Below are 19,498 nucleotides of genomic sequence, written 5' to 3'. Positions count from 1 at the left end.
CGCTCAGACGGAATCGAGCCCGACTCGACGCACGAGACCGTCGGCCACCATCCGCTCCGCGATCTCGACGACCCGCGTCCCCTCCTCGAAGGTGACGATGTCACGCGCCTCACCGGCGAGTACGGAGTCGCGGAAGGCCTCGTGCTCGGCACGCAGAGGCTCCTTCCGGTCGAGTGCGTAGCGGGTCGAGTCGCCCTCTGCGACACCACGGAACTCGCCCGGGTCCCAGGAGACCTGGATGCGGCCGTTCTCGAAGTACGTGAGGTCTGCGGCCAGGGTGTCGGCGACCAGCACGCCCTTCTCGCCGGTGATCACCGTGACGCGCTCCTTGAAGGGCGTCAGCCAGTTGACGGTGTGAGAGGTGATCGTGCCTCCGCTCAGCGTGCCCACGGCGACCACCATGTCCTCGTGCGGGCGCCCGCTGCGGTGCGTCGTGCGCGCGTTGACCGAGACGAACTCCTGCTGGGCGACCCATGCGGTCAGGTCGATGTCGTGCGAGGCGAGATCCTTGATGACTCCGACGTCTGCGATGCGGCCCGGGAAGGGCCCCTGGCGGCGGGTGGCGATCTGGTAGATCTCGCCCAGCATCCCATCGGCGATGCGCTGGCGCGCGGCCTGCAGAGCCGGGTTGTAGCGCTCGATGTGGCCGACACCACCGACGAGACCCTTTGCCGCGAAGAGGTCGCGTAGCGCGCGCGAATCCTCGGCGGTGGAAGCAACAGGCTTCTCGATGAGGGCATGGATGCCCGCTTCGGCCAGGCGCGTGCCGATCTCGAGGTGGAACACCGTAGGAGCTGCGACGATGGCGTAGTCGATGCCGAGTGCGATGAGCTCGTCGAGCTCGTGCACGACCGGATGGCCCTCGACCGTGTCGGGTACGTTCGGCGCCGGATCGAAGATGCCGACGAAGTCGACCCCGTCGAGTCCGCCGAGCACTCGCGCGTGATTGCGGCCCATCACCCCGAGGCCGACGAGCCCCGCCCGCAGCGTCATCAGGCTCCCGCCTTCGCCACGGTGTTCACGGCCGTCACGATCCGCTCGAGGTCGGCATCCGAGAGCGAGGGATGCACGGGCAGCGACACGACCTCGCGGGCGGCGCGCTCGGTCTCGGGAAGGTCCAGGCCCGGCGCATACGGCGCGAGCGAGGAGACGGTGGTTGGGGATCGGGTAGTAGACCCCGCTGCCCACCTGGTGCTCCTCGCGCAGCGCCTTCACGAATCCGTCCCGATCCTCGGTGACGCGGATCGTGTACTGGTGGTAGACGTGCACGGCGCCCTCGGCGACCGGCGGCACGACCACGTCGGCAAGGTGGGCGTCGAGGTACGCGGCATTGCGCTGGCGGGTCGCCGTCCAGGCGTCGACCTTGGTGAGCTGCACGCGGCCGATCGCGGCGTGGATGTCGGTCATACGCGCGTTGAAGCCCACGACCTCGTTCTCGTACTGCTTCTCCATGCCCTGGTTGCGCAGCAGGCGCACGTTGCGCGCGATCGCGTCGTCGGCGCACGTCACCATGCCGCCCTCGCCGCTTGTCATGTTCTTCGTCGGGTAGAGGCTGAACATGGTGAACTCACCGAAGGTGCCCACGGGCCGACTGTCGAGCGAGGCGCCATGCGCCTGGGCGGCGTCTTCATAGAGCGCCACGCCGTGCTTCTCCGCGATCGCGGCGAGCTCGCGCATCCGCGCCGGGTGCCCGTAGAGGTGCACGGGCATGATGCCCTTGGTCTTCGGCGTGATGGCCGCCTCGACGGATGCCGGGTCGAGCGTGAAGGTCTCCGGCTCGATGTCGGCGAACACAGGCGTGCCGCCGGTCAGGGCGACCGAGTTGCCCGTTGCCGCGAACGTGAACGACGGCACGATGACCTCGTCGCCGGCTCCGACCCCGACGGCGAGCAGGCCGAGGTGCAGCCCGGAGGTGCCGGAGTTCACGGCGACCGTGGGCCGCCCTTCGACGAAGTGGGCGGCGAACTCGGCCTCGAAGGCCGCGACTTCGGGGCCTTGTGCAACCATTCCGCTGCGGAGAACGCGGTCGACCGCCGCGCGCTCGTCATCGCCGATGATCGGCTTGGCGGGAGGGATGAAGTCGTTCATGCATTCACTTCTTTCAATGCGCCGTCAGTCTCGACGTAACGTTCACCGGTCTGTGGGCAGGTCCATTCGCCGTCAGGGCCGACCTCAAGCGGAACACCCGCCTTGCCCACCCACCCGACACGACGGGCGGGGCTGCCGACAACGAGTGCGAAGTCGGGCACGTCCTTCACGACCACCGCACCGGATCCGACGAGCGCCCAACGGCCGATCGTCACCGGCGCGACGCAGGTAGCGCTCGCTCCGATCGACGCTCCCTCGCCGATGGTCACGCCGACCGGCTCCCAGTCATGGGCCGACTTGAGCGACCCGTCGGCGTTGATGGCCCGCGGGAAATGGTCGTTGGTCAGCACGACAGCCGGGCCGATGAAGACACCGTTGGCGAGCTTGGCCGGCTCGTAGACGAGGGCGTAATTCTGAACCTTGCAGTTGTCGCCCAGCTCCACGCCGGTTCCCACGTAGGCGCCGCGCCCGACGATGACGTTCTCGCCGAGCTGAGCGCCCTCCCGCACCTGCGCGTAATGCCAGATCTTCGAGCCTGCGCCGATCGACGCATCCGACGAGACATCCGCGGTCTCATGGACGAAGGCGGACGCGGTCACATGGTCTCCAGGGTGTGCGGGTACGGGGCCGAGCGGCCATCTCCCATGCTAGCGGCTCTGCATTGAGCCCTTTCAGCGGGTCAGCTCGTCTGCTCCGACTCCAGGGGCTCCGGCGCCGGCGGCGTACGCAGCGCCGACCGCCAACTGAGCTCCCGCGACGCCGTCACGCAGCACACCACGAAGGTGAGCCATCCGAACTCGACCAGGATCGAGCTCTCGGCGAGCGACACGAGCAGCAGGGCGATGAGCACGAGCGCCGGCCAGGCGTAGATCACGCTGCGGCGACGCCCCGCCAGCAGCCAGGAACGCGTGAAGGCGAGCCCGAGCATCCCCACGAAGATCACGAGCCCGATGATGCCCAGCTGGAACCACACGTCGAGAAAGGCGTTGAGCGCCGACGAGGCCGGGCGATTGCCGTCCACCGTCAAGGCGAGGTAGGGGGCGACATCCGGATGCCAGCGACCGGTCCAGCCCCAACCCTCGATCGTGTTGCCCGGCAGCAGCGCCACGATCTTCTGCCAGAGGTGCAGGCGGTAGTCGAGCGCGCCCTCGGCGTTGAACGCCTTCACGATGGGGCTGCGGAAGATCCAGCCCACGATGATGACCGCCACCGCCACCCCGAGGATCACGAACTGCCAGGTCTGGCGACGGTCGGGCCGCACGCGCCGGATGCCATAGAGCACGGCGGCGGCGACGAGCACGACGCCCGCGGTGCCGATGACGATCGCCGAGCGGGTCAACCCGATGCACGCGGCGGCTCCGATGAGCGAGAGCACCCCCACGAGCGGCCGCACGGATCGGGTGCGCAGCTCGGTCGCGAAGCTCACCGCGCCGACCAAAGCCAGCAGCCCGAGTTGATTGCGGGTCTGCAGCACGCCCGAGATCGGCCCCAGCGCAGCGATGTTGCCCTGCACCGAGAGGAACGGAATCGGGGCGTCGATGAGGATGCCGGAGAAGATCTCGATCGCGAGCGACGCACCGAGCACGACCCTCAGCACATCGCCCCAGCTGCGCACGATCTGGATGGTGTCGCGCGTGTAGGCGATGAAGACGCCGACGAAGGCGTAGCTGACGAGATAGGCCACACCGCCCAGGGTGACCCACTGGTACTCGCTCCAGAGCACCGAGATCGCCGCCCACCCGAGGAACACGAGCAGCGAGAGCGGCGGGAGTTCGCGATCGAGCTCGGCGCGCCGGGCCATGAGCACGACGACCATGAGCGCCACGAGACCGCCGAGCGCTGACAGGTACCCCGCCCAGCCGGTCAGCCGGATGAGCGGGTAGCTGAGCGCCGCGATCCCGACGCCCGTCGTCGCGAGCACCGCCGAGAACCGCGGGCTCCGCAGCAGGCCCGCGAAGGCCGCCGCCACCTCGTGCGGTTCGGGGCGCGTGCTCATGTCTCGACCGCCTCCGCGCGTTCCGGGTCACGCCATCCGCTCTTCACGGCGATGATGACGAGCAGAGCGAAGCCGATCTCGATGATGAGCCGGCTCTCGGCGAGGCTCTGCACGAGCAGAGCGACGAGCAACAGCAGGGGGCGGCGTTCTCGGGCCGCCGCAGTTCGGCGTGTGCGTAGCGGATGCGGGTGAGCTCGGCCGCCATGCCCCAGCTGCGCACGAGGGCACCGAGCACCAGCAGCCCGAACAGCAGCACGCCGATCGCACCCAACTGGAGGAAGACATCCAGCCACGCGTTGTGCGCTTGCAGGTAGGTGACGCCCTTGATCACGACGAGGTCGTCGAAGGGCTCCACCCACGGCACCCAGTAACTCACCCAGCCCCAGCCCGCCACAGGGCGCTGCAGAGCGAGATCGCCCACGGTCTGCCAGATGTCGAGGCGGTTGGTGAGGTCGCTCGACTTGCCGAGCAGGCCGAGCAGCGGGCCACGCGCGATGAAGGCGACGACGCCCATCCCGATCGCGAGGGCGATGCCACCCACGAACACCGCGAGGCGGGCGCGGCCCGAGGTGCTGCGCACGATCGCCAGGAAGGCCGCGACGAGCACGACGGCTGCGGCGGCCACGATGACGGTCGACGATCGCGTGAGCGCGAGCGTCACCACCGCCACCACGATCCACGCCCAGCCCCACACCGGTGACCCCTTGCGCGCCGCGAGCCGCAACACGAACACGATGAGGGCGAGCAGCGCAAGCATGCCCAGGATGTTCGCGTTGCCCACGATGCCCTGGATGCGTCCGCCCTCGAAGAGCAGATTGCGCGACCAGTAGAACGCCTTCGGGATCTTCTCCAGGTCGCTGTAGTCGACCCAGGGCGGCATCACGGGCTGGCGCACGAACGCCGCGACGATGAACTCGAACAGCAGCGAGAGCCCGAGCACCCAGCGCATGGTGTCGCTGAAGGTCTCGAGCACCTCCTCCCACGTGAGACACGTCGCGAGGAAGGCGGCCACGGAGGTGGTGGCGAGGGTCAGCACCACGCCGAGTGCGGAGGCACCGGGATAGGCCGACCATGCGATCGAGAGGCTAGCGAAGGCGAGGAAGAGCAGCAGCCAGAACGGCAGGCGGCGCGGGTCGACCCGGCGGCGCACCAGCTCCACGATCGAGAGGGTCACGATGAGCACGGCGAGCGCCCCCAGCCCCACCAGCTCAGCAGGTAGCGCCAGAAGTCCCCCGCTGCGAGCACGGCAAAGCAGAGCACCGCGAGGGCGCGCTGATAGCTCGTCGCGGCAGTCATGCGTTCAGGCTAGCGGGGCGGTAACACTCGGACAGGCGGCTTAGGCTTTCGACATGCCCGAGCGTTACACACTTGGCCACCACGAGAGCGTGCTGCGCTCGCATCGGTGGCGCACCGCCGCGAATTCGGCGGCCTATCTCATCCCGCATCTTCGTCCGGGCATGTCGGTGCTGGATGTCGGTTCAGGCCCTGGCACGATCACCGTCGACATCGCCCGGCTCGTGTACCCGGGCAAGGTGATCGGCATCGACGCGTCGGAGGACGTGGTGGCCGAGGGCACGCGCCTCGCGAACGCGCAGGGTGTCGACAATGTCGAGTTCCGGGTGGCCGACGCCTATGAGCCCGGTTTCGCCGACGGGTCCTTCGACGTCGTGCATGCCCACCAGGTGCTGCAGCACCTGGGGCGGCCCATCGAGGCACTCGCCGCCTGGCGCGGCCTCGTCTCGCCTGACGGTCTGGTGGCCTCCCGTGACTGCGACTATGCGGGCGCGATCGTCGCACCGACGCGCCCGGGGCTCGAACTCTGGAGCATCACCTACCAGCAGCTCGCGCGAGAAAACCACGGAACTCCGGATGCCGGCCGTCACCTCAAGGCGTGGGCGCGCCAGGCGGGTTTCGCGACGGTGGATGCCGGCGCATCCGTGTGGTGCTTCGAGGACGACACGGATCGCCACTGGTGGGGTGGGCTCTGGGCCGACCGCACCGTCGAGTCGGAGTTCGCCACGGGCGTCGTGCAGCGCGGCCTCGGCGACACCGCGACCCTTGCCGCCATCCGTGAGGGGTGGCTCGCCTGGCGTGACGACCCCGACGGCTGGATGATCCTGCCGCACGGCGAGATCATCGCGCGCGGCTGAGCGCTGCGGGGTCCTGGATCAGCTGGGCCTCACACGAAGGCAGCCTTGCCGGTGAGCGCCCGCCCGACGATGAGCGTGTTCATCTCGCGGGTTCCCTCGTAGGAGTACAGCGCCTCGGCGTCGTTGAAGAACCGCGTCACGTCGTAGTCGAGCACGATGCCGTTGCCGCCCATCACCTCGCGTGCCCGCGCGACGGTCTCGCGCATCCGCGTCGTGGCGAAGGCCTTGGCGAGGGCCGCGTGCTCGTCCTTCTGCGTGCCCTCGTCGAGCATCTCCGAGACACGCGTGCACAACGCGACGGATGCCGTGATGTTGCCCATCATCTCGGCGAGGTGCTGCTGCACGAGCTGGTGGGATGCGATGGGCGCGCCGAACTGGATGCGCTCCTGCGTGTAGGCGAGCGCCGCCTCGTACGCCCCGACCGCGACGCCGACGGCCGCCCAGGCGACCTCGGCGCGGGTCAGCCGCAGCACGGCGGCGGTGTCGCGGAAGGAGTTCGCGTTCTGCAGGCGCAGGCTCTCGGGAACCCGCACGTTCTCGAGCGTGATGTCGGCGTTCTGCACGATGCGCAGCGCCTGCTTGCGCTCGATCTTGGTGGCCGTGTAGCCCGGCGTCGAGGTCGGCACGATGAAGCCCTTCACCTGGCCGTCGGCGGTGTCCTTCGCCCAGATCACCGTGATGTCGCTGAAGGTCGCGTTGCCGATCCAGCGCTTGGACCCGTTGAGCACCCACTCGTCGCCCTCGCGCGTGGCAGTCGTGCGCAGGCCCTGGGCGGAGTCGGAGCCCGACAGCGGCTCGGTGAGCCCGAACGCGCCGATCACCGAGCCGTCGGTGAGCTTCGGCAGCCACTCGGCGCGCTGCTCCGCCGATCCGCATACGGCGACGGCGCCGAGCGCGAGCCCGTTCTGCACCCCGACATAGGTGGCGATCGAGGCGTCCACGCGCGCGAGCTCGAGCGCGACCCAGCCGCGGTAGACCGCGGAGTTCTCGAACGACTTCGTCTCGTCCCACTGCATCCCGAACGCGGGCTGGCGGTGGAAGGCGGGCAGGATCTCGTGCGGGAACTCGGCGCGATCCCAGTGGTCGTTCACGAGAGGCTTGACGTCGGTCTCGAGCCAGGAGCGAATGCCGGCGAGCGCCTCGCGCTCGGTCTCTGTGAGCTTCGCCTCGAAGCCGTAGAAGTCGCTGGCGAGCGGCGTGAAGGACATGCGGGTGACTCCCTTGTTCCGGATGAGGGCGTCCGCGACCGCGCGCAGCGGGCGGATGCGGGCATCCGGAGCCTACGGGGGCTGGGCCGGCAACCCAAGCCGATTGGTAGTTTGGTCCAATCCGCCGAGTGACAGGAGCCCGCATGTTCGTCGAGATCACCAACGAGCCTCGCGACTACGCGTGGGGCTCGACCACCGCGATCGCGGAGCTGCTCGGTACGGCGCCCACCGGCGGGCCGCAGGCGGAGCTGTGGCTCGGCGCACACCCGGGTTCACCCGCCCGCGTCGTGGGAGCGCCGGGGGAGGAGCGCACCCTGCTCGACCTCGTCGAGGGGCGCCTGCCGTTTCTCTTGAAGGTGCTCGCCGCGGCCACACCGCTGTCGCTGCAGGCTCATCCGACCCCTGAGCAGGCCGAGGAGGGCTTCGCGCGCGAGAACGCCGCCGGGGTTTCGCTCGATGCCCCCACGCGCAACTATAAGGACGCCTTTCACAAGCCCGAGCTCATCTACGCCCTGTCGGAGCCGTTCCGGGCGCTCTCCGGGTTCCGGCCGGTCGCCGAGACGCGTGCGGTGCTCGCGCCGGTTGCCGACGACCCGCGCATCCGCCCCCTCGTCGATCGCCTCGTCGATGACACCTCGATCGAGGCGGTGTTCGCCTGGCTCATCGGCCGGGGCGAGGGCGTCGCGGATGTCGTGGATGCGGTCGTCGAGGCCTCCGCCACGGTCGACGGGCCGAGCTGGCAGACCGTGCGCACGCTCGCCGAGCACTACCCGGGCGACCCCGGCATCGCCCTCTCGCTGCTGCTGCACACGGTGGAACTGCACCCGGGGGAGGTGCTCTACCTGCCCGCGGGCAACATCCACGCCTACCTCGAGGGGCTCGGCATCGAGCTCATGGCCTCGAGCGACAACGTGCTGCGCGGCGGGCTGACACCCAAGCACGTGGATGTGCCCGAGCTGCTCAAGGTGCTCGACTTCCGGCCGGCGCCCGCGCCATACCTCGCACCGCAGGAGCTCGAGGAGGGGTGCTCGCGTTCCGCCCGCCCGTGCCCGACTTCGAGATGACGGTCGTCTCGCGCGCCGCCGCGGAGCGCGGGGTCGAGGTGCGCCTCGGTGGCCCCGCCATCGTGCTGTGCACGGATGGTGAGGTCTCGCTCGAGGGCGGGCCCGCGGTCGGTCGCGGCCAGGCGGTGTTCGTGGCCGACGAGCAGTGGCTCGGGATCCGCGGTGCCGGCACCGTGTTCGTCGCGTCGACGGGGAGTAGGTCGCCCGACCGTCGCGAGCCCCTCAGCTCGCGGCGCGCGCCCCGAAGGTGCGCCGGTACGCGGTCGGCGTCGTCTGCAGCACCTTCAGGAAGTGGTGGCGCATGACGGCCGCGGTGCCGAAGCCGGAGCGCTGGGCGATCTGCTCGAGACCGTCATCCGTCTGCTCCAGCTCCTGCTGGGCTCGCAGGATGCGCTGACGGTTCAGCCAGGCGGCGGGTGTCGTGCCCGTCTCGGAACGGAAGCGGCGCGCGAAGGTGCGGCTCGACATGAGCGCGCGACGGGCGAGCTGGTCGACCGTGAGGTCCTGGTCGAGGTTCTCGAGCATCCATTCGGTGACGAGCGCGAACGAGTCGCTGCGGCACTCGGGCACGGGCGTCGGGATGTACTGGGACTGGCCGCCGTCGCGCTGCGGCGGCACGACCATGCGGCGGGCGATCACATTGGTGGCGGTCGCGCCGTACTCCTCGCGCACGATGTGCAGGGCGGCGTCGATGCCGGCCGCCGTACCGGCGCCGGTCACGACCTTGCCGTCTTGCACGAACAGCACATCCGGGTCGACCACGGTGCCGGGGAACTCGCGGGCGAGGCGCTCGGTGTGCATCCAGTGGGTGGTCGCGCGCCGCCCCTCGAGCACCCCGCCTGCGCGAGCACGAAGGCGCCCGAGCACACGCTCAGCACCCAGGCCCCCGCGCCTCGGCGGCGCGCACGACGTCGAGGTAGCGCTCGTCGACGACGCCGATCTGGTGGGCAGGCACGGCGATCAGGTCGGCATCCGCGGCGATTGAGAGGTCGTTCTCGATGTTCATCGAGTAGCCGAGGCTCGTGACGACGGGCCCGGGGTCGGCGGTGGCGATCGCGAAGTCGAAGCTCGGGCCGCCCATCTCGCTGCGGTCGATCCCGAACACCTCGCACACGACGCCGAACTCGAACGGCGCGGTACCCGGCAGGGCGAGGCAGACGACCTTCTTGAGCATCCCGACTCCTTGGCTGTTTTTTGACGGCACTCAACATCATGCCACCTGCAGGAACTGCGGCGCACCCGCCTGTTTGTCGAAAATGCAGGAGTGCCGAGAGCTCATCCGTGTGGATGCGAGCATCGCCGGCGCGACACGCCCGGGTTCTCCTGCATTTTCGACACAAAGGGGGAGGGGTGGGCGCACGGACGGAGGGGCGGACGGCACCGGCGCCGCCCGCTAGCCTGAAAGCATGACCTGGCTCGTGACCGGTGGTGCCGGCTACATCGGTGCGCACGTGGTTCGTGCCCTGCAGGAGGCGGGCCTCGCGGCCGTCGTGATCGACGACCTCTCGAGCGGCCACCGACGCTTCGTGGCACCCGACGTGCCGTTCGTGCACGGCAGCATCCTCGACGGCGGCCTTGTGCTCGACACCCTGCGGTACCACCGGGCGGATGGCGTCATCCACGTGGCCGGATTCAAGTACGCGGGCGTCTCGGTCGAGAAGCCGCTGCACACCTACCAGCAGAACGTCGAGGGCACCCGCGTGCTGCTCGCGGCCATGCATGAGGCGGGCGTCGGCCGCATCGTCTTCTCGTCGTCGGCGGCGGTCTACGGCAACACCGATCAAGACCTCGTGACCGAGGACACCCCGAAGAGCCCCACCTCGCCCTACGGGGAGTCCAAGCTCATCGGCGAGTGGCTGCTGCGCGACCAGGGTGTCGCGACGGGGCTCGCGCATACCTCGCTGCGCTACTTCAACGTCGTCGGCTCGGGCTACCCCGACGTCTACGACACGAGCCCGCACAACCTCTTCCCCCTCGTCTTCGACGCGCTCGTCGAGGGCCGTACGCCCCGCATCAACGGCGACGACTACCCGACACCCGATGGCACCAACGTGCGCGACTACCTGCACGTCGCGGATCTCGCGCTCGCGCACGTCGCGGCTGCTCAGGCACTGCTCGCGGGGCGCCCCTCGAGGCCGCCTACAACCTCGGCAGCGGCGACGGCGCATCCGTGAAGCAGATCATGGATGCCATGGCGCGCGTCACGGGCATCGCGTTCACCCCCGAGATCGGTGCGCGGCGCCCCGGCGACCCGGCACGCATCGTCGCATCCGGTGAGCTGGCGGCGCGCGACCTGGATTGGCGGATGCGGCACACGCTCGACGAGATGGTCGCGAGCGCGTGGGCCGCTCGTACCGCGAGCCTCGAGACCTGAGGGCAGCGAGGCCTCAGGGCGGGGCGGGGAACCTTCGAGTTCCAATTGAGACCCGGACTCCACGGCGCGTCGCGACACGCCCGGATGCGGCACGAGTACCATTCCGCGACTTGACGCGGATGAATGACACGAGTGTAATTAGCAGGAACGTGACGGCCGGTGTCGCGAGGGGAGGGCGGAAACATGGGGAACGACTATCGTCCCTCGGTCCCCGAGGACTGGTTCGTCGACCCCGTTCGGCTCGGCATGCCGGGGCTGCGCCCCGCCACGGCCGCCGTCGACGAGGACGACAACCCGCTCGCGTGGCAGAGTGACGCGCTCTGCGCGCAGACCGATCCCGAGGCCTTCTTTCCCGAGAAGGGCGGCTCGACGCGCGACGCGAAGCGCATCTGCACGGGATGCGCGGTGCGCGCTCAGTGCCTCGAGTACGCACTCGAGAACGATGAGCGCTTCGGCATCTGGGGCGGCTTGAGCGAGCGCGAGCGCCGCAAGCTGCGCCGCGGTCGCACGGCGTAGAGGCACCCGCGACGCCGGTTTCGAGACGCGGCCGCTGCGCGGTCGCTCCTCAACCGGCGTGACACGATCGGAGGCAGCTGGCTCCGAACGGGCGTGGCGATGCGGCCGATCCGGTGACCCCCGCCTAGCGTGGGAGCGATGCCCAGAGTCACTGCGATCCTCGTCGTCCACGACGGCGACCGGTGGCTGGACCGAACCCTCGCCGCCCTCGCCAGCCAGACGCGCCGTCCCGACGCGCTCGTCGTCGTCGCCGAGCCCACCACGAACTTCACGCCCGAGGACCTCGAACGTGCCGGGGTGACGCAGGTGGTCACCGCCACGGGAGGCACCTTCGGCGTCGGCATCGCCCGGGCGTTGCGGGCCGCGCCCCCGCCGAAGGCGCCCAGGAGTGGCTCTGGTTGCTGCGTGCCGACTCCGCGCCGGCACCCGATGCGCTCGAGGCGCTGCTCGCCGCCGTCGAGGTGGCGCCGTCCGTCGCCGTCGCCGGCCCCAAACTCGTCGACCCCGACGACCACGCACGACTGCGCTCCTTCGGCGTCACGATGTCGGGCCTCGGCGCAACCGTCGCCCTCGTCGATGACGAGCTCGATCAGGCCCAGTACGACTCCGTCACCGATGTGCTCGCCGTCGCCGTCGACGGCGCGATCGTGCGCCGCGGCGTGTGGCAGACCGTCGACGGCCTCGATTCCGGGCTGCCGTCGGCGGATGCCGGGCTCGACCTGGGCGTGCGGGTGCGGCTCGCGGGTCATCGTGTGGTGCGCGTGCCCGCGGCCCGCGTCGAGCGCGCCCGCCGGCCGGAGGACGTCGCCCGCAAGCGGCCGGCATCCGCGCGCGTGCGTCGCCGCATCGCCCGCACGGCGCAACTGCACCGTCGCTTCGTGTACGCGCCCGCGCTCGCGGTGCCGCTGCACTGGCTGAGCCTGCTGCCGCTCGCCCTCCTGCGCTCGATCGTGCAGTTGCTGGCCAAGCGCCCGGGCGCGGTTCCGGGCGAGATCTCGGCCGCGTTCCGCGCGGCCTTCGACGGCAGCGTGCCGGGGCGCGCTCGCGGCTGAGGCGCGCGCGTTCCGCGGGATGGCGCGCGGTCGACCCGCTGCGCATGCGCGGCGCCGAGCTGCGTGAGCATCGGGCACATGAGCGCGACCAGGCCGACGACCGTGCGGGGCGCGAACCGGACCTCGTGCGTGCCTCCTTCCTCGGCGGCGGCATCTGGGTGGTCGCGGCGGCGATCCTCGCGGGGCTCATCGTGTCGTGGCGGTTGCTCGGCGCGACCACGCTCGAAGGCGGAGGGCTCGCTCCGCTCGCCACCACGGCATCCGAGCTCTGGTCGCGCCTCGGCTGGGGATGGCGCGAGATCGGCGTGGGCTTCTCGGGAGCCGCCGACCCCGCGACCGCGTTGTGGGCCGTGCTCGGCTCGAGCACCTGGTGGAATCCCTCGTACGCGATCGTGCTGCTGTGGATCACCGCGATGCCGTTCGCGGCGCTCGGGGCGTGGTGGGCGGCGACCCGCCTGAGCGAGCGCGCGTGGCCCCCGTGGCCGCCGCCATCCTGTGGATCGCCGCGCCGGCCTTCCTGGCGGCGCTCGGCGAGGGCCGGATCGGCGCCGTGCTCGTGCACGTGCTGCTGCCGTGGTTCGCTCTCGCCCTCATCGAAGGCTCACGCTCGTGGAGCGCCTCGGCGGCCGCGTCGCTGCTCTTCCTGGCGATCACCGCGGCCTCGCCCGTGCTCGCACCGGTGCTGCTGCTCGCGGTGATCGTGTGGGCGCTCGCCCGACCGCGCGGCTTCGCCCGCATCATCGGCGTACCGATCCCCGCGATCGTCTTCTTCGCGCCCCTCGTGCTCAGCGCCCTCAACCGCGGCACGCCGCTCGCCGTGCTCGCCGACCCCGGCCTCGTGCAGCCGTACACCCCGACCTCCGGCTGGGGCCTGCTCGTGGGGCACCCGGATGCCGACCTCGCCGATTGGGACGGCATCCTCACCGCGTTCGGCCTGCCGACCGGCTGGGGTGCACTGCTCACGGCGGTGCTGCTGGCCCCCGTGGCGGCCCTCGCCCTGCTGGCGCTGTTCTTTCCCGGTGCCCGGCGCTCGATCCCCGCGCTCGCGGTGGCCGCGGGCGGTCTCGCGACAGCGTGGCTCGCGGCGCAGGTGCAGGTGACCACCATCGGAGCGACGGCGACCGGCCCGTGGCCCGGTGCGCCGCTCAGCCTCTACTGGCTGGGACTCGTGGGGGCCGCCATCGTGGGGCTCGAGGCGATCCGCCGGGCGGCCGTGGGCGTCGGCTCGGCCGCCGTGGTGGCGGCGATCCTGGCGGTGACGCCGCTGCTCGGCGCCCTCGTGCTCGGAACGGTTCCCGTGCATCCGGGTGACGGCCGGGTGCTTCCCGCGCTCGCCGACGTCGCGGGCATCCGCGATCCGGGCCTCGGCACGCTCGTGCTCACCCCCGAGGCCGACGGCTCACTCGCCGCGGAGCTGCAGCGCGGCGAGGGAACGACCCTCGACGACCAGTCGGCCCTGCACGCCGGTCGCACCGAGGTCGGTGACGAGGATCGCGCGCTCGCCGAACTCGCCGGCAACCTCGCCTCGCGCGGCGGGTTCGACCCCGTCGCGGATCTGCAGCACTTCCAGATCGGTTTCGTGCTCGTGACGGCGGCCGACCCGCAGCAGCCGGATGCCGTGGCGGTGCGGGAGCGCGCGGTCGCCTCGCTCGACGCGGCACCCCAGTTCGCGGCCGCGAGCGAGAGCGGCTACGGCTCGCTGTGGGTGTTCGACGACCTCGAGCGCGACGACACCGAACCGCCGTCGCGCGGGGCCTACGGTTACGGCGTGCTCGCGGCGCAGGCCGTCGTCGTGCTCATCGCGCTGCTGCTCGCGATCCCGACCCGCCGCCGCCGCCGGGTGGTGCAGACGCAGTCGTCGCTCGACGAGCCGGCGGCCACGACCTTCGACGAGGACACCGATGGCTGACGACGAGCGCCCCGACCTCACGCCCGACGCGGATGCGACGCCGACGAGCTCCGAGTCGGTCGCGCCCCCGGCGGGCGAGACCGACGACGGCAACGTGGCGACCGAGGACGCGAACGTGGAGACCGACTCGACCGACTCGGCCCACTCGACGTCGGATGCCGAGACCGCCGCCGAGCCCGAGCTCGGCGAGCCCGAGCCCGCTGCCGCGGACGCCGCCCCCGAGGCGGGCAGCGCGCCGGGCATGGGCCGCACGGTCACGGTCATCTCGCTGCGCGTCGTCCGTGGTCTCGCGGGGATGGCGGCCGCCGCCGCGGTCATCGCCGCGGTCGGTCTGGTTCCGCTTCCCACGCTCGGGATCACGCCGCTGGCCACGACCGTCGAGCCCGAGCCCGCCGACCTGCTGGCGCTCTGCCCGGGTGCGACGCTCCGCCTGGGAGATGAGACGGGAGCCAACGCGGGCCAGCCCTTCGCCGTCGGTCGCCCCGAGCTCACGGTGGCCGCCACGGGCAGCCCCAGCCGCACGCCGCTTGCGACGAGCGATGCCGACAGCGGCGGAAGCACAAGCGCGCCGACCCTGCTGCGCGTGGCGCCATCCGATGACGCCGTGCTCGCGGCCGCCCAGTCGCAGGAGCTCGACGGCCAGGGCGGCCTGCGCGGCCTCGCGATCGCCGGATGCAGCGAGCCCACGAGCTCCGCCTGGCTCGTGGGCGGAGCCACCACCGTCGGTCGCACCACGCTGTTGCTGCTCGCCAACCCCACGGCCGTCGAGGCCGAGGTCGAGGTGACGATGTGGGGTGAATCGGGTGCCATCTCGGCGCCCGGCATGAAGGGCATCGCGGTGCCAGCCAACGGCCAGCGCGTGCTCGCGCTCTCGGGGTTCGCCCCCGATCTGACCTCGCCCATGGTGCACGTGGAGGCGCGCGGCGGCCAGGTGGTCGCCGCCCTGCAGACCTCGGTGACGCGCGTGCTCGACCCGGGCGGCGTCGATCTCGTCTCGGCGGGCGCCGCGCCGTCGCGCGACCTCGTGATCCCGGCGGTGCGGATCGCGGATGCCGAGGGCGTCGCGAGCTCGCTCGGCCTCGAGGGCTACGAGGATCTCGAGACGATCGTGCGGGTCGGCAATCCCGGCGACGAGACTGCGTTCATCGAGGTGAGCGTCACACCGACCGCCGGAGACGGACCCGCGACGTCGTTCCCCCTGCAGGTGCCCGCCGGGCAGGTGGTCGACACGGCGCTCTCGACGGCGTTCGAACTCGGTGCCACACCCTTCGCGGATGGCAGCTACACCGTCACGGTGCGCGGCGACGCGCCGGTCGTCGCCGCGGTGCGGGCGTCGACCAGCTCGGCGCCCACCACGGATGCAGACGGCGACATCCAGCCCGGTGACGCGGACCTCGCCTGGTTCGCGTCGGCATCCGGCCTCACGGGAGACGTCGCGATCGCCGTCGCCGACGCCGGCACCCCCGTGCTGGTAGCCGCCGCAACCGACGGCGTGGCGCACACCCTCACGCTCACGCCGCTCGACGGGGGTGCCGCGATCACGCTCGAGGTGCCGGCCGCGGGTTCCGCCGCCGTCGGTCTCGACGCCGACACGGGCTATCTGCTGAGCGGGGCGAAGGGCGTGGCCGCCGCGTTGACGTTCGCCGCACGCGGAGAGCTGGCCGGTTACCCGATCGTGTCGCCGCGCGCCGCCGACAGTCCCCTCGTGATCCGACCGTGAGGGCGGGCTCGACACCGCGGATGCCGAAGCGACGATGACGGATGGGTCCGCCGACTCGGAAGCGCGTGCCGCAGCCGACCCCGGGTGCCGCCTCGCGTGCTCGCGGAGGTCGCCGCGCGGCGCTGGGATCTGCATCCGACGATCTGGGTGAACCCGCAGGCGTACCCGGAACTGCGGCAGTGGATCGCGACGGTGAATCCCGGCGGCGTACCGCAGGCGGCACCGCCGCCGGCCCCGCAGCCCCCGCCCGCCCCGCAGCCCACACCGACGGCCCCGGCCCCGCACCCGGGGACGGCGCCGTACGCCCCACCCGGTGCAGCATCCGCGCCCGTGCCGCCCGCCCGCCGCACCGCCATCGGATGGTGGCTCGGCGGATGCGGGTGCCTCCTCGTCGTCGGGATCGTGGTGCTCGTCGTGATCGCCTCGGTGCTCGCAGGGCTCGGCGAGCCCTCGCCCTCGTCGCGCGACGATCGCCCGGCGGTGCCGCAGGCCGGCGACGACGGGAGGGCGCAGGAGCATCTGGCGAGCTACCACGCCGATCGCGCCGCCTACGACGAGCTGGCCGTGGAGCTCATCGGCAACCCCGTGGCGCCGCTCGTGCTGAACGAGGGATTCGTGCGCGGGCTCGAGCGGGAGGCCGCCGAGAGGCCGATGTCGGAGGCCCACGCGCGCTCGATCGCGGAGCGGATGCGGGAGTTCCGCGACGAGCTGGAGGTCGCGGTGGCGACGGCGCGGGACCGCCGCGTGAACGCATCCGGGACCCTCACCGAGCAGCTCGTCGATGAGGCGGGCGACGGTTTCATCGACGTGCGCTGGGACGCGGCCGAGGCCTGCGGGCGGGGGACGGATCGATCGGGTGCACCATGAGGTCGGATCCGCTCACGATCCATCTCGCGTCGGAGCTCGAGCTGCCGGGCGACTGGCAGAAGCGGATGGTCGTCACGCACGAGCTCGCGCACGTCTACCAGGCCGCCGACGCCGCGCGGTTCGACGACGGGAGCAGCGCGGCAGACCGGCTGCTCGCGAGCGGCCTGTTCCAGGGCAGCAACGAGAAGATGGCCGACTGCTATTCGCTGACGGTGCTCGACGAGTGGTCGCTCAGGCAGGGCAATGTCACGCTCGGGTACGGCTACGTGTGCGACGCAACGGAGCGGCAGGCGATCCGCGACTGGGCGGCCGAACTCAACGCGCCGACGTCGGGCTGAGGCACCGCCTCAGAAGTGCCGGTAGCGCTCGGGCGCGATGTCCCACGGGTCCTTGCCGAGCAGCTCGGCGACGGCACGGAACACGCAGCTCTCGATGTAGGAGCGGCGGTGCCAGTCGTCGTCGCGGTGCAGGATCGCGAGACGCTGGATGGGTACGCGGTACAGCACCACGCGCCGGGTGCGCGCATCCGTGCGCCAGCGGTCGACACCATCCGGGCCCTGCTCGCCCGGCGGGAACGACGCCACGTCGATGCGCACCCCCGTGAGCTCCTCGGGCCAGAGCGCGCGCAGATACTCCACGGCGGATGCCACGCACGCGTCGAAGAAGTCGATGCGGGTGCGCAGCATGGGCAGGTGGGGGCCCGTCACGGCCGACCGGATGCCGCGGCCGTGGCGATCGCGGTACCCCAGTCGCGTGGATGCGCGGGGCGCAGATCGGGGCATGTCGCCAGTCTAGGCGCGCAGCTCGGCGTAGGCTCGGGGCGATGAGCGCGCGACCGTGCAGCAAAGTGGCCTGCGGCAGAGACGCCGTGGCCACCCTCACGTACGACTACGCGGATGCCATGGCTGTGCTCGGTCCGCTCGCGATCCGCCGCGAACCGCACAGCTACGACCTGTGCGAGCGGCACGCCGAGCGGCTCTCGGCGCCGCAGGGGTGGCAGATCGTGCGGCACGTCATGCCCGGGGGCGCAGACCAGGCGGATGAGTACAGCGCGACGACGGGTGAACTACAGTCGTAGACCGTGACCGCTGCTGATCTCTCCGCCTTCGTCAAGACCTACGACGTGCGTGGACTCGTCGGCACCGAGCTCACCGTCGAGGCCGTCGAGGCGCTCGCGGCGGGCTTCGTCGACGAACTCGGCGCGGCGGGCCAGACGGTGGTCGTCGGCCACGACATGCGCGACTCGAGCCCCGAGTTCGCGGCCGCGTTCGAGCGCGGCGCCTCGGCGCGAGGTGCCGATGTCGTGAACATCGGACTGTGCTCGACCGACGAGACCTACTTCGCATCCGGATGGCTCGACGCCCCCGCCGCGATGTTCACGGCAAGTCACAACCCGGCCCGCTACAACGGCATCAAGTTCAGCCGCGCGGGCGCGCAGGGCATCTCGCTCGCGACGGGGCTTGCGGCGATCCGCGATCGTGCGCAGGCGTACCTCGCGGCAGGCGGAGTGCACGCCGTCGAGACCCCCGGCACTGTCACGCGGCGCGACGTGCTGGCGGACTACGCCGCGCACCTGCGTTCGCTCGTCGACCTGTCGGGGGTGCGCCCGCTCAAGGTCGTCGTGGATGCCGGCAACGGCATGGGCGGGCTCACGGTGCCGGCCGTGCTCGGCACGGCCGCCGCGCTCCCCGCGCTGCCGCTCGAGATCGTGCCGCTCTACTTCGAGCTCGACGGCACGTTCCCCAACCACGAGGCCAACCCCTCGAGCCCGAGAACCTGCGCGATCTGCAGGCGGCGGTCGTGGAGAACGGTGCCGACCTCGGCCTCGCCTTCGACGGCGACGCGGACCGCTGCTTCGTCGTCGATGAGACCGGGGCGCCCGTCAGCCCGAGCGCCGTCGCCGCGATCGTCGCGCAGCGCGAGGTGGCGCGCGTGCGTGCCTCGGGGGAGACGGGCGAGGTGTACGTGATCCACAACCTCATCACCTCCCGCTACGTCGCCGAGGCGATCGAGGCATCCGGCGCGATTCCGGTGCGTACCCAGGTGGGCCACTCGCTCATCAAGGACCGTATGCGCGAGACCGGCGCCGTGTTCGGCGGAGAGCACTCGGCTCACTACTACTTCCGCGACTTCTGGGGCGCCGACAACGGCATGCTGGCCGCCATGCATCTGCTCGCCGAGTTCGGGTCGCAGGATGCACCGCTCTCGGAGTTCGCGGCCTCGTACGACCCGTACGCACTCTCGGGCGAGATCAACTCGACCGTCGCGGATGTGCCCGCCGCCTACACGCGCATCGTCGACGCGTTCACGGCGCGCGGCGAGTTCGACGAACTCGATGGACTCACCGTGGTCGGCGCGCCCGACGAGGGCTTCTGGTGGTTCAACGTGCGCCCCTCCAACACCGAGCCCCTGCTGCGGCTCAACGTGGAGGCTGCCACCGAGCCCCAGATGGCGGCGATCCGCGACGAGGTGCTGGCCCTCATCCGGCGCTAGGGCGCACTCAGGTGGTTGAGGAGCCGCGCAGCGGCGTCTCGAAACCGCCGTCGGCACGCGC

The 19,498-nt window shown here is 71.3% G+C and carries 19 protein-coding genes and 3 pseudogenes; 12 read left to right on the top strand and 10 right to left on the bottom strand.

The window, feature by feature from the left end:
• Positions 1 to 3: 3 nt before the first annotated feature.
• From QQK29_RS02555 to QQK29_RS02530, 6 genes and pseudogenes are all read right to left on the bottom strand, one after another.
• Entirely contained in the window at positions 4 to 993 is a 990-nt protein-coding gene (locus tag QQK29_RS02555; RefSeq protein WP_348533785.1) for a Gfo/Idh/MocA family protein, read from the bottom strand.
• Positions 993 to 2,088: pseudogene (locus tag QQK29_RS02550) on the bottom strand (DegT/DnrJ/EryC1/StrS family aminotransferase). Before QQK29_RS02550 ends, QQK29_RS02555 begins: the two are co-directional and overlap by 1 nt.
• Positions 2,085 to 2,687, bottom strand: a complete 603-nt coding sequence (locus tag QQK29_RS02545) for an acyltransferase (RefSeq protein WP_284297526.1) — start codon at positions 2,685 to 2,687, stop codon at positions 2,085 to 2,087. The pseudogene QQK29_RS02550 and the gene QQK29_RS02545 overlap by 4 nt, the downstream one beginning before the upstream one ends.
• A gap of 80 nt (positions 2,688 to 2,767) precedes the next feature.
• Positions 2,768 to 4,084, bottom strand: coding sequence for an O-antigen ligase family protein (locus tag QQK29_RS02540; protein ID WP_284297524.1), 1,317 nt, complete (start codon positions 4,082 to 4,084; stop codon positions 2,768 to 2,770).
• A gap of 43 nt (positions 4,085 to 4,127) precedes the next feature.
• Positions 4,128 to 5,288, bottom strand: a complete 1,161-nt coding sequence (locus QQK29_RS02535; RefSeq protein WP_284297522.1) for an O-antigen ligase family protein — start codon at positions 5,286 to 5,288, stop codon at positions 4,128 to 4,130.
• Positions 5,255 to 5,380, bottom strand: a complete 126-nt coding sequence (locus QQK29_RS02530) for a hypothetical protein (protein WP_284297520.1) — start codon at positions 5,378 to 5,380, stop codon at positions 5,255 to 5,257. Before QQK29_RS02530 ends, QQK29_RS02535 begins: the two co-directional genes overlap by 34 nt.
• Positions 5,381 to 5,433: 53 nt before the next feature.
• Here QQK29_RS02530 and QQK29_RS02525 point away from each other — a divergent pair, with 53 nt between their 5' ends.
• Positions 5,434 to 6,234, top strand: coding sequence for a methyltransferase domain-containing protein (locus QQK29_RS02525; RefSeq protein WP_284297518.1), 801 nt, complete (start codon positions 5,434 to 5,436; stop codon positions 6,232 to 6,234).
• A gap of 29 nt (positions 6,235 to 6,263) precedes the next feature.
• Here the strand turns inward: QQK29_RS02525 and QQK29_RS02520 are convergent, their stop codons facing one another.
• Positions 6,264 to 7,442: an acyl-CoA dehydrogenase family protein gene (locus tag QQK29_RS02520; RefSeq protein WP_284297516.1), complete on the bottom strand. Its 1,179-nt coding sequence runs from the start codon at positions 7,440 to 7,442 to the stop codon at positions 6,264 to 6,266.
• A gap of 143 nt (positions 7,443 to 7,585) precedes the next feature.
• Here QQK29_RS02520 and manA point away from each other — a divergent pair, with 143 nt between their 5' ends.
• Positions 7,586 to 8,506, top strand: coding sequence for a mannose-6-phosphate isomerase, class I (gene manA / locus QQK29_RS02515; protein WP_284297514.1), 921 nt, complete (start codon positions 7,586 to 7,588; stop codon positions 8,504 to 8,506).
• 222 nt (positions 8,507 to 8,728) lie between these two features.
• On the opposite strand, the gene QQK29_RS17700 is transcribed toward manA, so the two are convergent.
• Together QQK29_RS17700 and QQK29_RS17695 are read right to left on the bottom strand one after the other, a co-directional pair.
• Entirely contained in the window at positions 8,729 to 9,340 is a 612-nt protein-coding gene (locus QQK29_RS17700; protein ID WP_348533784.1) for a GlxA family transcriptional regulator, read from the bottom strand.
• 37 nt (positions 9,341 to 9,377) lie between these two features.
• On the bottom strand, positions 9,378 to 9,680 hold the full coding sequence (locus QQK29_RS17695) for a helix-turn-helix domain-containing protein (RefSeq protein WP_348533783.1): 303 nt from the start codon (positions 9,678 to 9,680) through the stop codon (positions 9,378 to 9,380).
• Positions 9,681 to 9,912: 232 nt separating this feature from the next.
• Between QQK29_RS17695 and galE the strand changes: the two are divergent.
• The 7 genes and pseudogenes from galE (at position 9,913) to QQK29_RS02475 (ending at position 17,282) form a co-directional block, all read left to right on the top strand.
• Positions 9,913 to 10,880: pseudogene (galE, locus tag QQK29_RS02505) on the top strand (UDP-glucose 4-epimerase GalE).
• A 183-nt stretch (positions 10,881 to 11,063) separates the two neighbouring features.
• On the top strand, positions 11,064 to 11,396 hold the full coding sequence (locus QQK29_RS02500) for a WhiB family transcriptional regulator (protein WP_284297512.1): 333 nt from the start codon (positions 11,064 to 11,066) through the stop codon (positions 11,394 to 11,396).
• A 182-nt stretch (positions 11,397 to 11,578) separates the two neighbouring features.
• Positions 11,579 to 12,448: a glycosyltransferase gene (locus QQK29_RS02495; RefSeq protein ID WP_284297510.1), complete on the top strand. Its 870-nt coding sequence runs from the start codon at positions 11,579 to 11,581 to the stop codon at positions 12,446 to 12,448.
• Between the two features lie 478 nt (positions 12,449 to 12,926).
• Positions 12,927 to 14,357, top strand: coding sequence for a hypothetical protein (locus QQK29_RS02490; RefSeq protein ID WP_284297508.1), 1,431 nt, complete (start codon positions 12,927 to 12,929; stop codon positions 14,355 to 14,357).
• Entirely contained in the window at positions 14,350 to 16,077 is a 1,728-nt protein-coding gene (locus tag QQK29_RS02485) for a DUF5719 family protein (RefSeq protein WP_284297506.1), read from the top strand. Before QQK29_RS02490 ends, QQK29_RS02485 begins: the two co-directional genes overlap by 8 nt.
• A gap of 84 nt (positions 16,078 to 16,161) precedes the next feature.
• Positions 16,162 to 16,944 carry a variant leucine-rich repeat-containing protein gene (locus QQK29_RS02480; RefSeq protein ID WP_284297504.1) on the top strand — a complete coding sequence of 261 codons (783 nt, stop codon included), beginning with the start codon at positions 16,162 to 16,164 and terminating at the stop codon, positions 16,942 to 16,944.
• Positions 16,941 to 17,282, top strand: coding sequence for a hypothetical protein (locus tag QQK29_RS02475; protein WP_284297502.1), 342 nt, complete (start codon positions 16,941 to 16,943; stop codon positions 17,280 to 17,282). Before QQK29_RS02480 ends, QQK29_RS02475 begins: the two co-directional genes overlap by 4 nt.
• A gap of 9 nt (positions 17,283 to 17,291) precedes the next feature.
• Here QQK29_RS02475 and QQK29_RS02470 read toward each other — a convergent pair whose 3' ends face one another.
• Positions 17,292 to 17,726, bottom strand: a complete 435-nt coding sequence (locus tag QQK29_RS02470; protein WP_284297500.1) for a metallopeptidase family protein — start codon at positions 17,724 to 17,726, stop codon at positions 17,292 to 17,294.
• Here QQK29_RS02470 and QQK29_RS02465 point away from each other — a divergent pair.
• From QQK29_RS02465 to QQK29_RS18385, 3 genes and pseudogenes are all read left to right on the top strand, one after another.
• On the top strand, positions 17,702 to 18,022 hold the full coding sequence (locus QQK29_RS02465; protein WP_348533782.1) for a DUF3499 family protein: 321 nt from the start codon (positions 17,702 to 17,704) through the stop codon (positions 18,020 to 18,022). The genes QQK29_RS02470 and QQK29_RS02465 overlap by 25 nt on opposite strands.
• Positions 18,023 to 18,025: 3 nt before the next feature.
• Positions 18,026 to 18,759: pseudogene (locus tag QQK29_RS18390) on the top strand (phosphohexomutase domain-containing protein); the annotation flags it as partial.
• 117 nt (positions 18,760 to 18,876) lie between these two features.
• Positions 18,877 to 19,437 (top strand): phosphohexomutase domain-containing protein, encoded by a 561-nt coding sequence (locus QQK29_RS18385; RefSeq protein ID WP_431308768.1) that lies wholly within the window; start codon positions 18,877 to 18,879, stop codon positions 19,435 to 19,437.
• Positions 19,438 to 19,498 lie beyond the last annotated feature (61 nt).

The sequence above is a fragment of the Homoserinibacter gongjuensis genome (genome assembly GCF_030161875.1).
Taxonomy (GTDB): domain Bacteria; phylum Actinomycetota; class Actinomycetes; order Actinomycetales; family Microbacteriaceae; genus Homoserinibacter; species Homoserinibacter gongjuensis.
This window is presented reverse-complemented; position numbering and strand designations above follow the sequence as displayed.

Bases quoted from the DNA above. Each gene is read 5' to 3' on its own strand.
- QQK29_RS02470 (WP_284297500.1), bottom strand. From the start codon at position 17,726: ATGCCCCGATCTGCGCCCCGCGCATCCACGCGACTGGGGTACCGCGAT.
- QQK29_RS02555 (WP_348533785.1), bottom strand. From the start codon at position 993: ATGACGCTGCGGGCGGGGCTCGTCGGCCTCGGGGTGATGGGCCGCAAT.
- QQK29_RS02475 (WP_284297502.1), top strand. From the start codon at position 16,941: ATGAGGTCGGATCCGCTCACGATCCATCTCGCGTCGGAGCTCGAGCTG.
- QQK29_RS02525 (WP_284297518.1), top strand. From the start codon at position 5,434: ATGCCCGAGCGTTACACACTTGGCCACCACGAGAGCGTGCTGCGCTCG.
- QQK29_RS02520 (WP_284297516.1), bottom strand. From the start codon at position 7,442: ATGTCCTTCACGCCGCTCGCCAGCGACTTCTACGGCTTCGAGGCGAAG.
- manA (WP_284297514.1), top strand. From the start codon at position 7,586: ATGTTCGTCGAGATCACCAACGAGCCTCGCGACTACGCGTGGGGCTCG.
- QQK29_RS02485 (WP_284297506.1), top strand. From the start codon at position 14,350: ATGGCTGACGACGAGCGCCCCGACCTCACGCCCGACGCGGATGCGACG.
- QQK29_RS02465 (WP_348533782.1), top strand. From the start codon at position 17,702: ATGCGCGGGGCGCAGATCGGGGCATGTCGCCAGTCTAGGCGCGCAGCT.
- QQK29_RS02530 (WP_284297520.1), bottom strand. From the start codon at position 5,380: ATGACTGCCGCGACGAGCTATCAGCGCGCCCTCGCGGTGCTCTGCTTT.
- QQK29_RS02540 (WP_284297524.1), bottom strand. From the start codon at position 4,084: ATGAGCACGCGCCCCGAACCGCACGAGGTGGCGGCGGCCTTCGCGGGC.
- QQK29_RS02500 (WP_284297512.1), top strand. From the start codon at position 11,064: ATGGGGAACGACTATCGTCCCTCGGTCCCCGAGGACTGGTTCGTCGAC.
- QQK29_RS17695 (WP_348533783.1), bottom strand. From the start codon at position 9,680: ATGCTCAAGAAGGTCGTCTGCCTCGCCCTGCCGGGTACCGCGCCGTTC.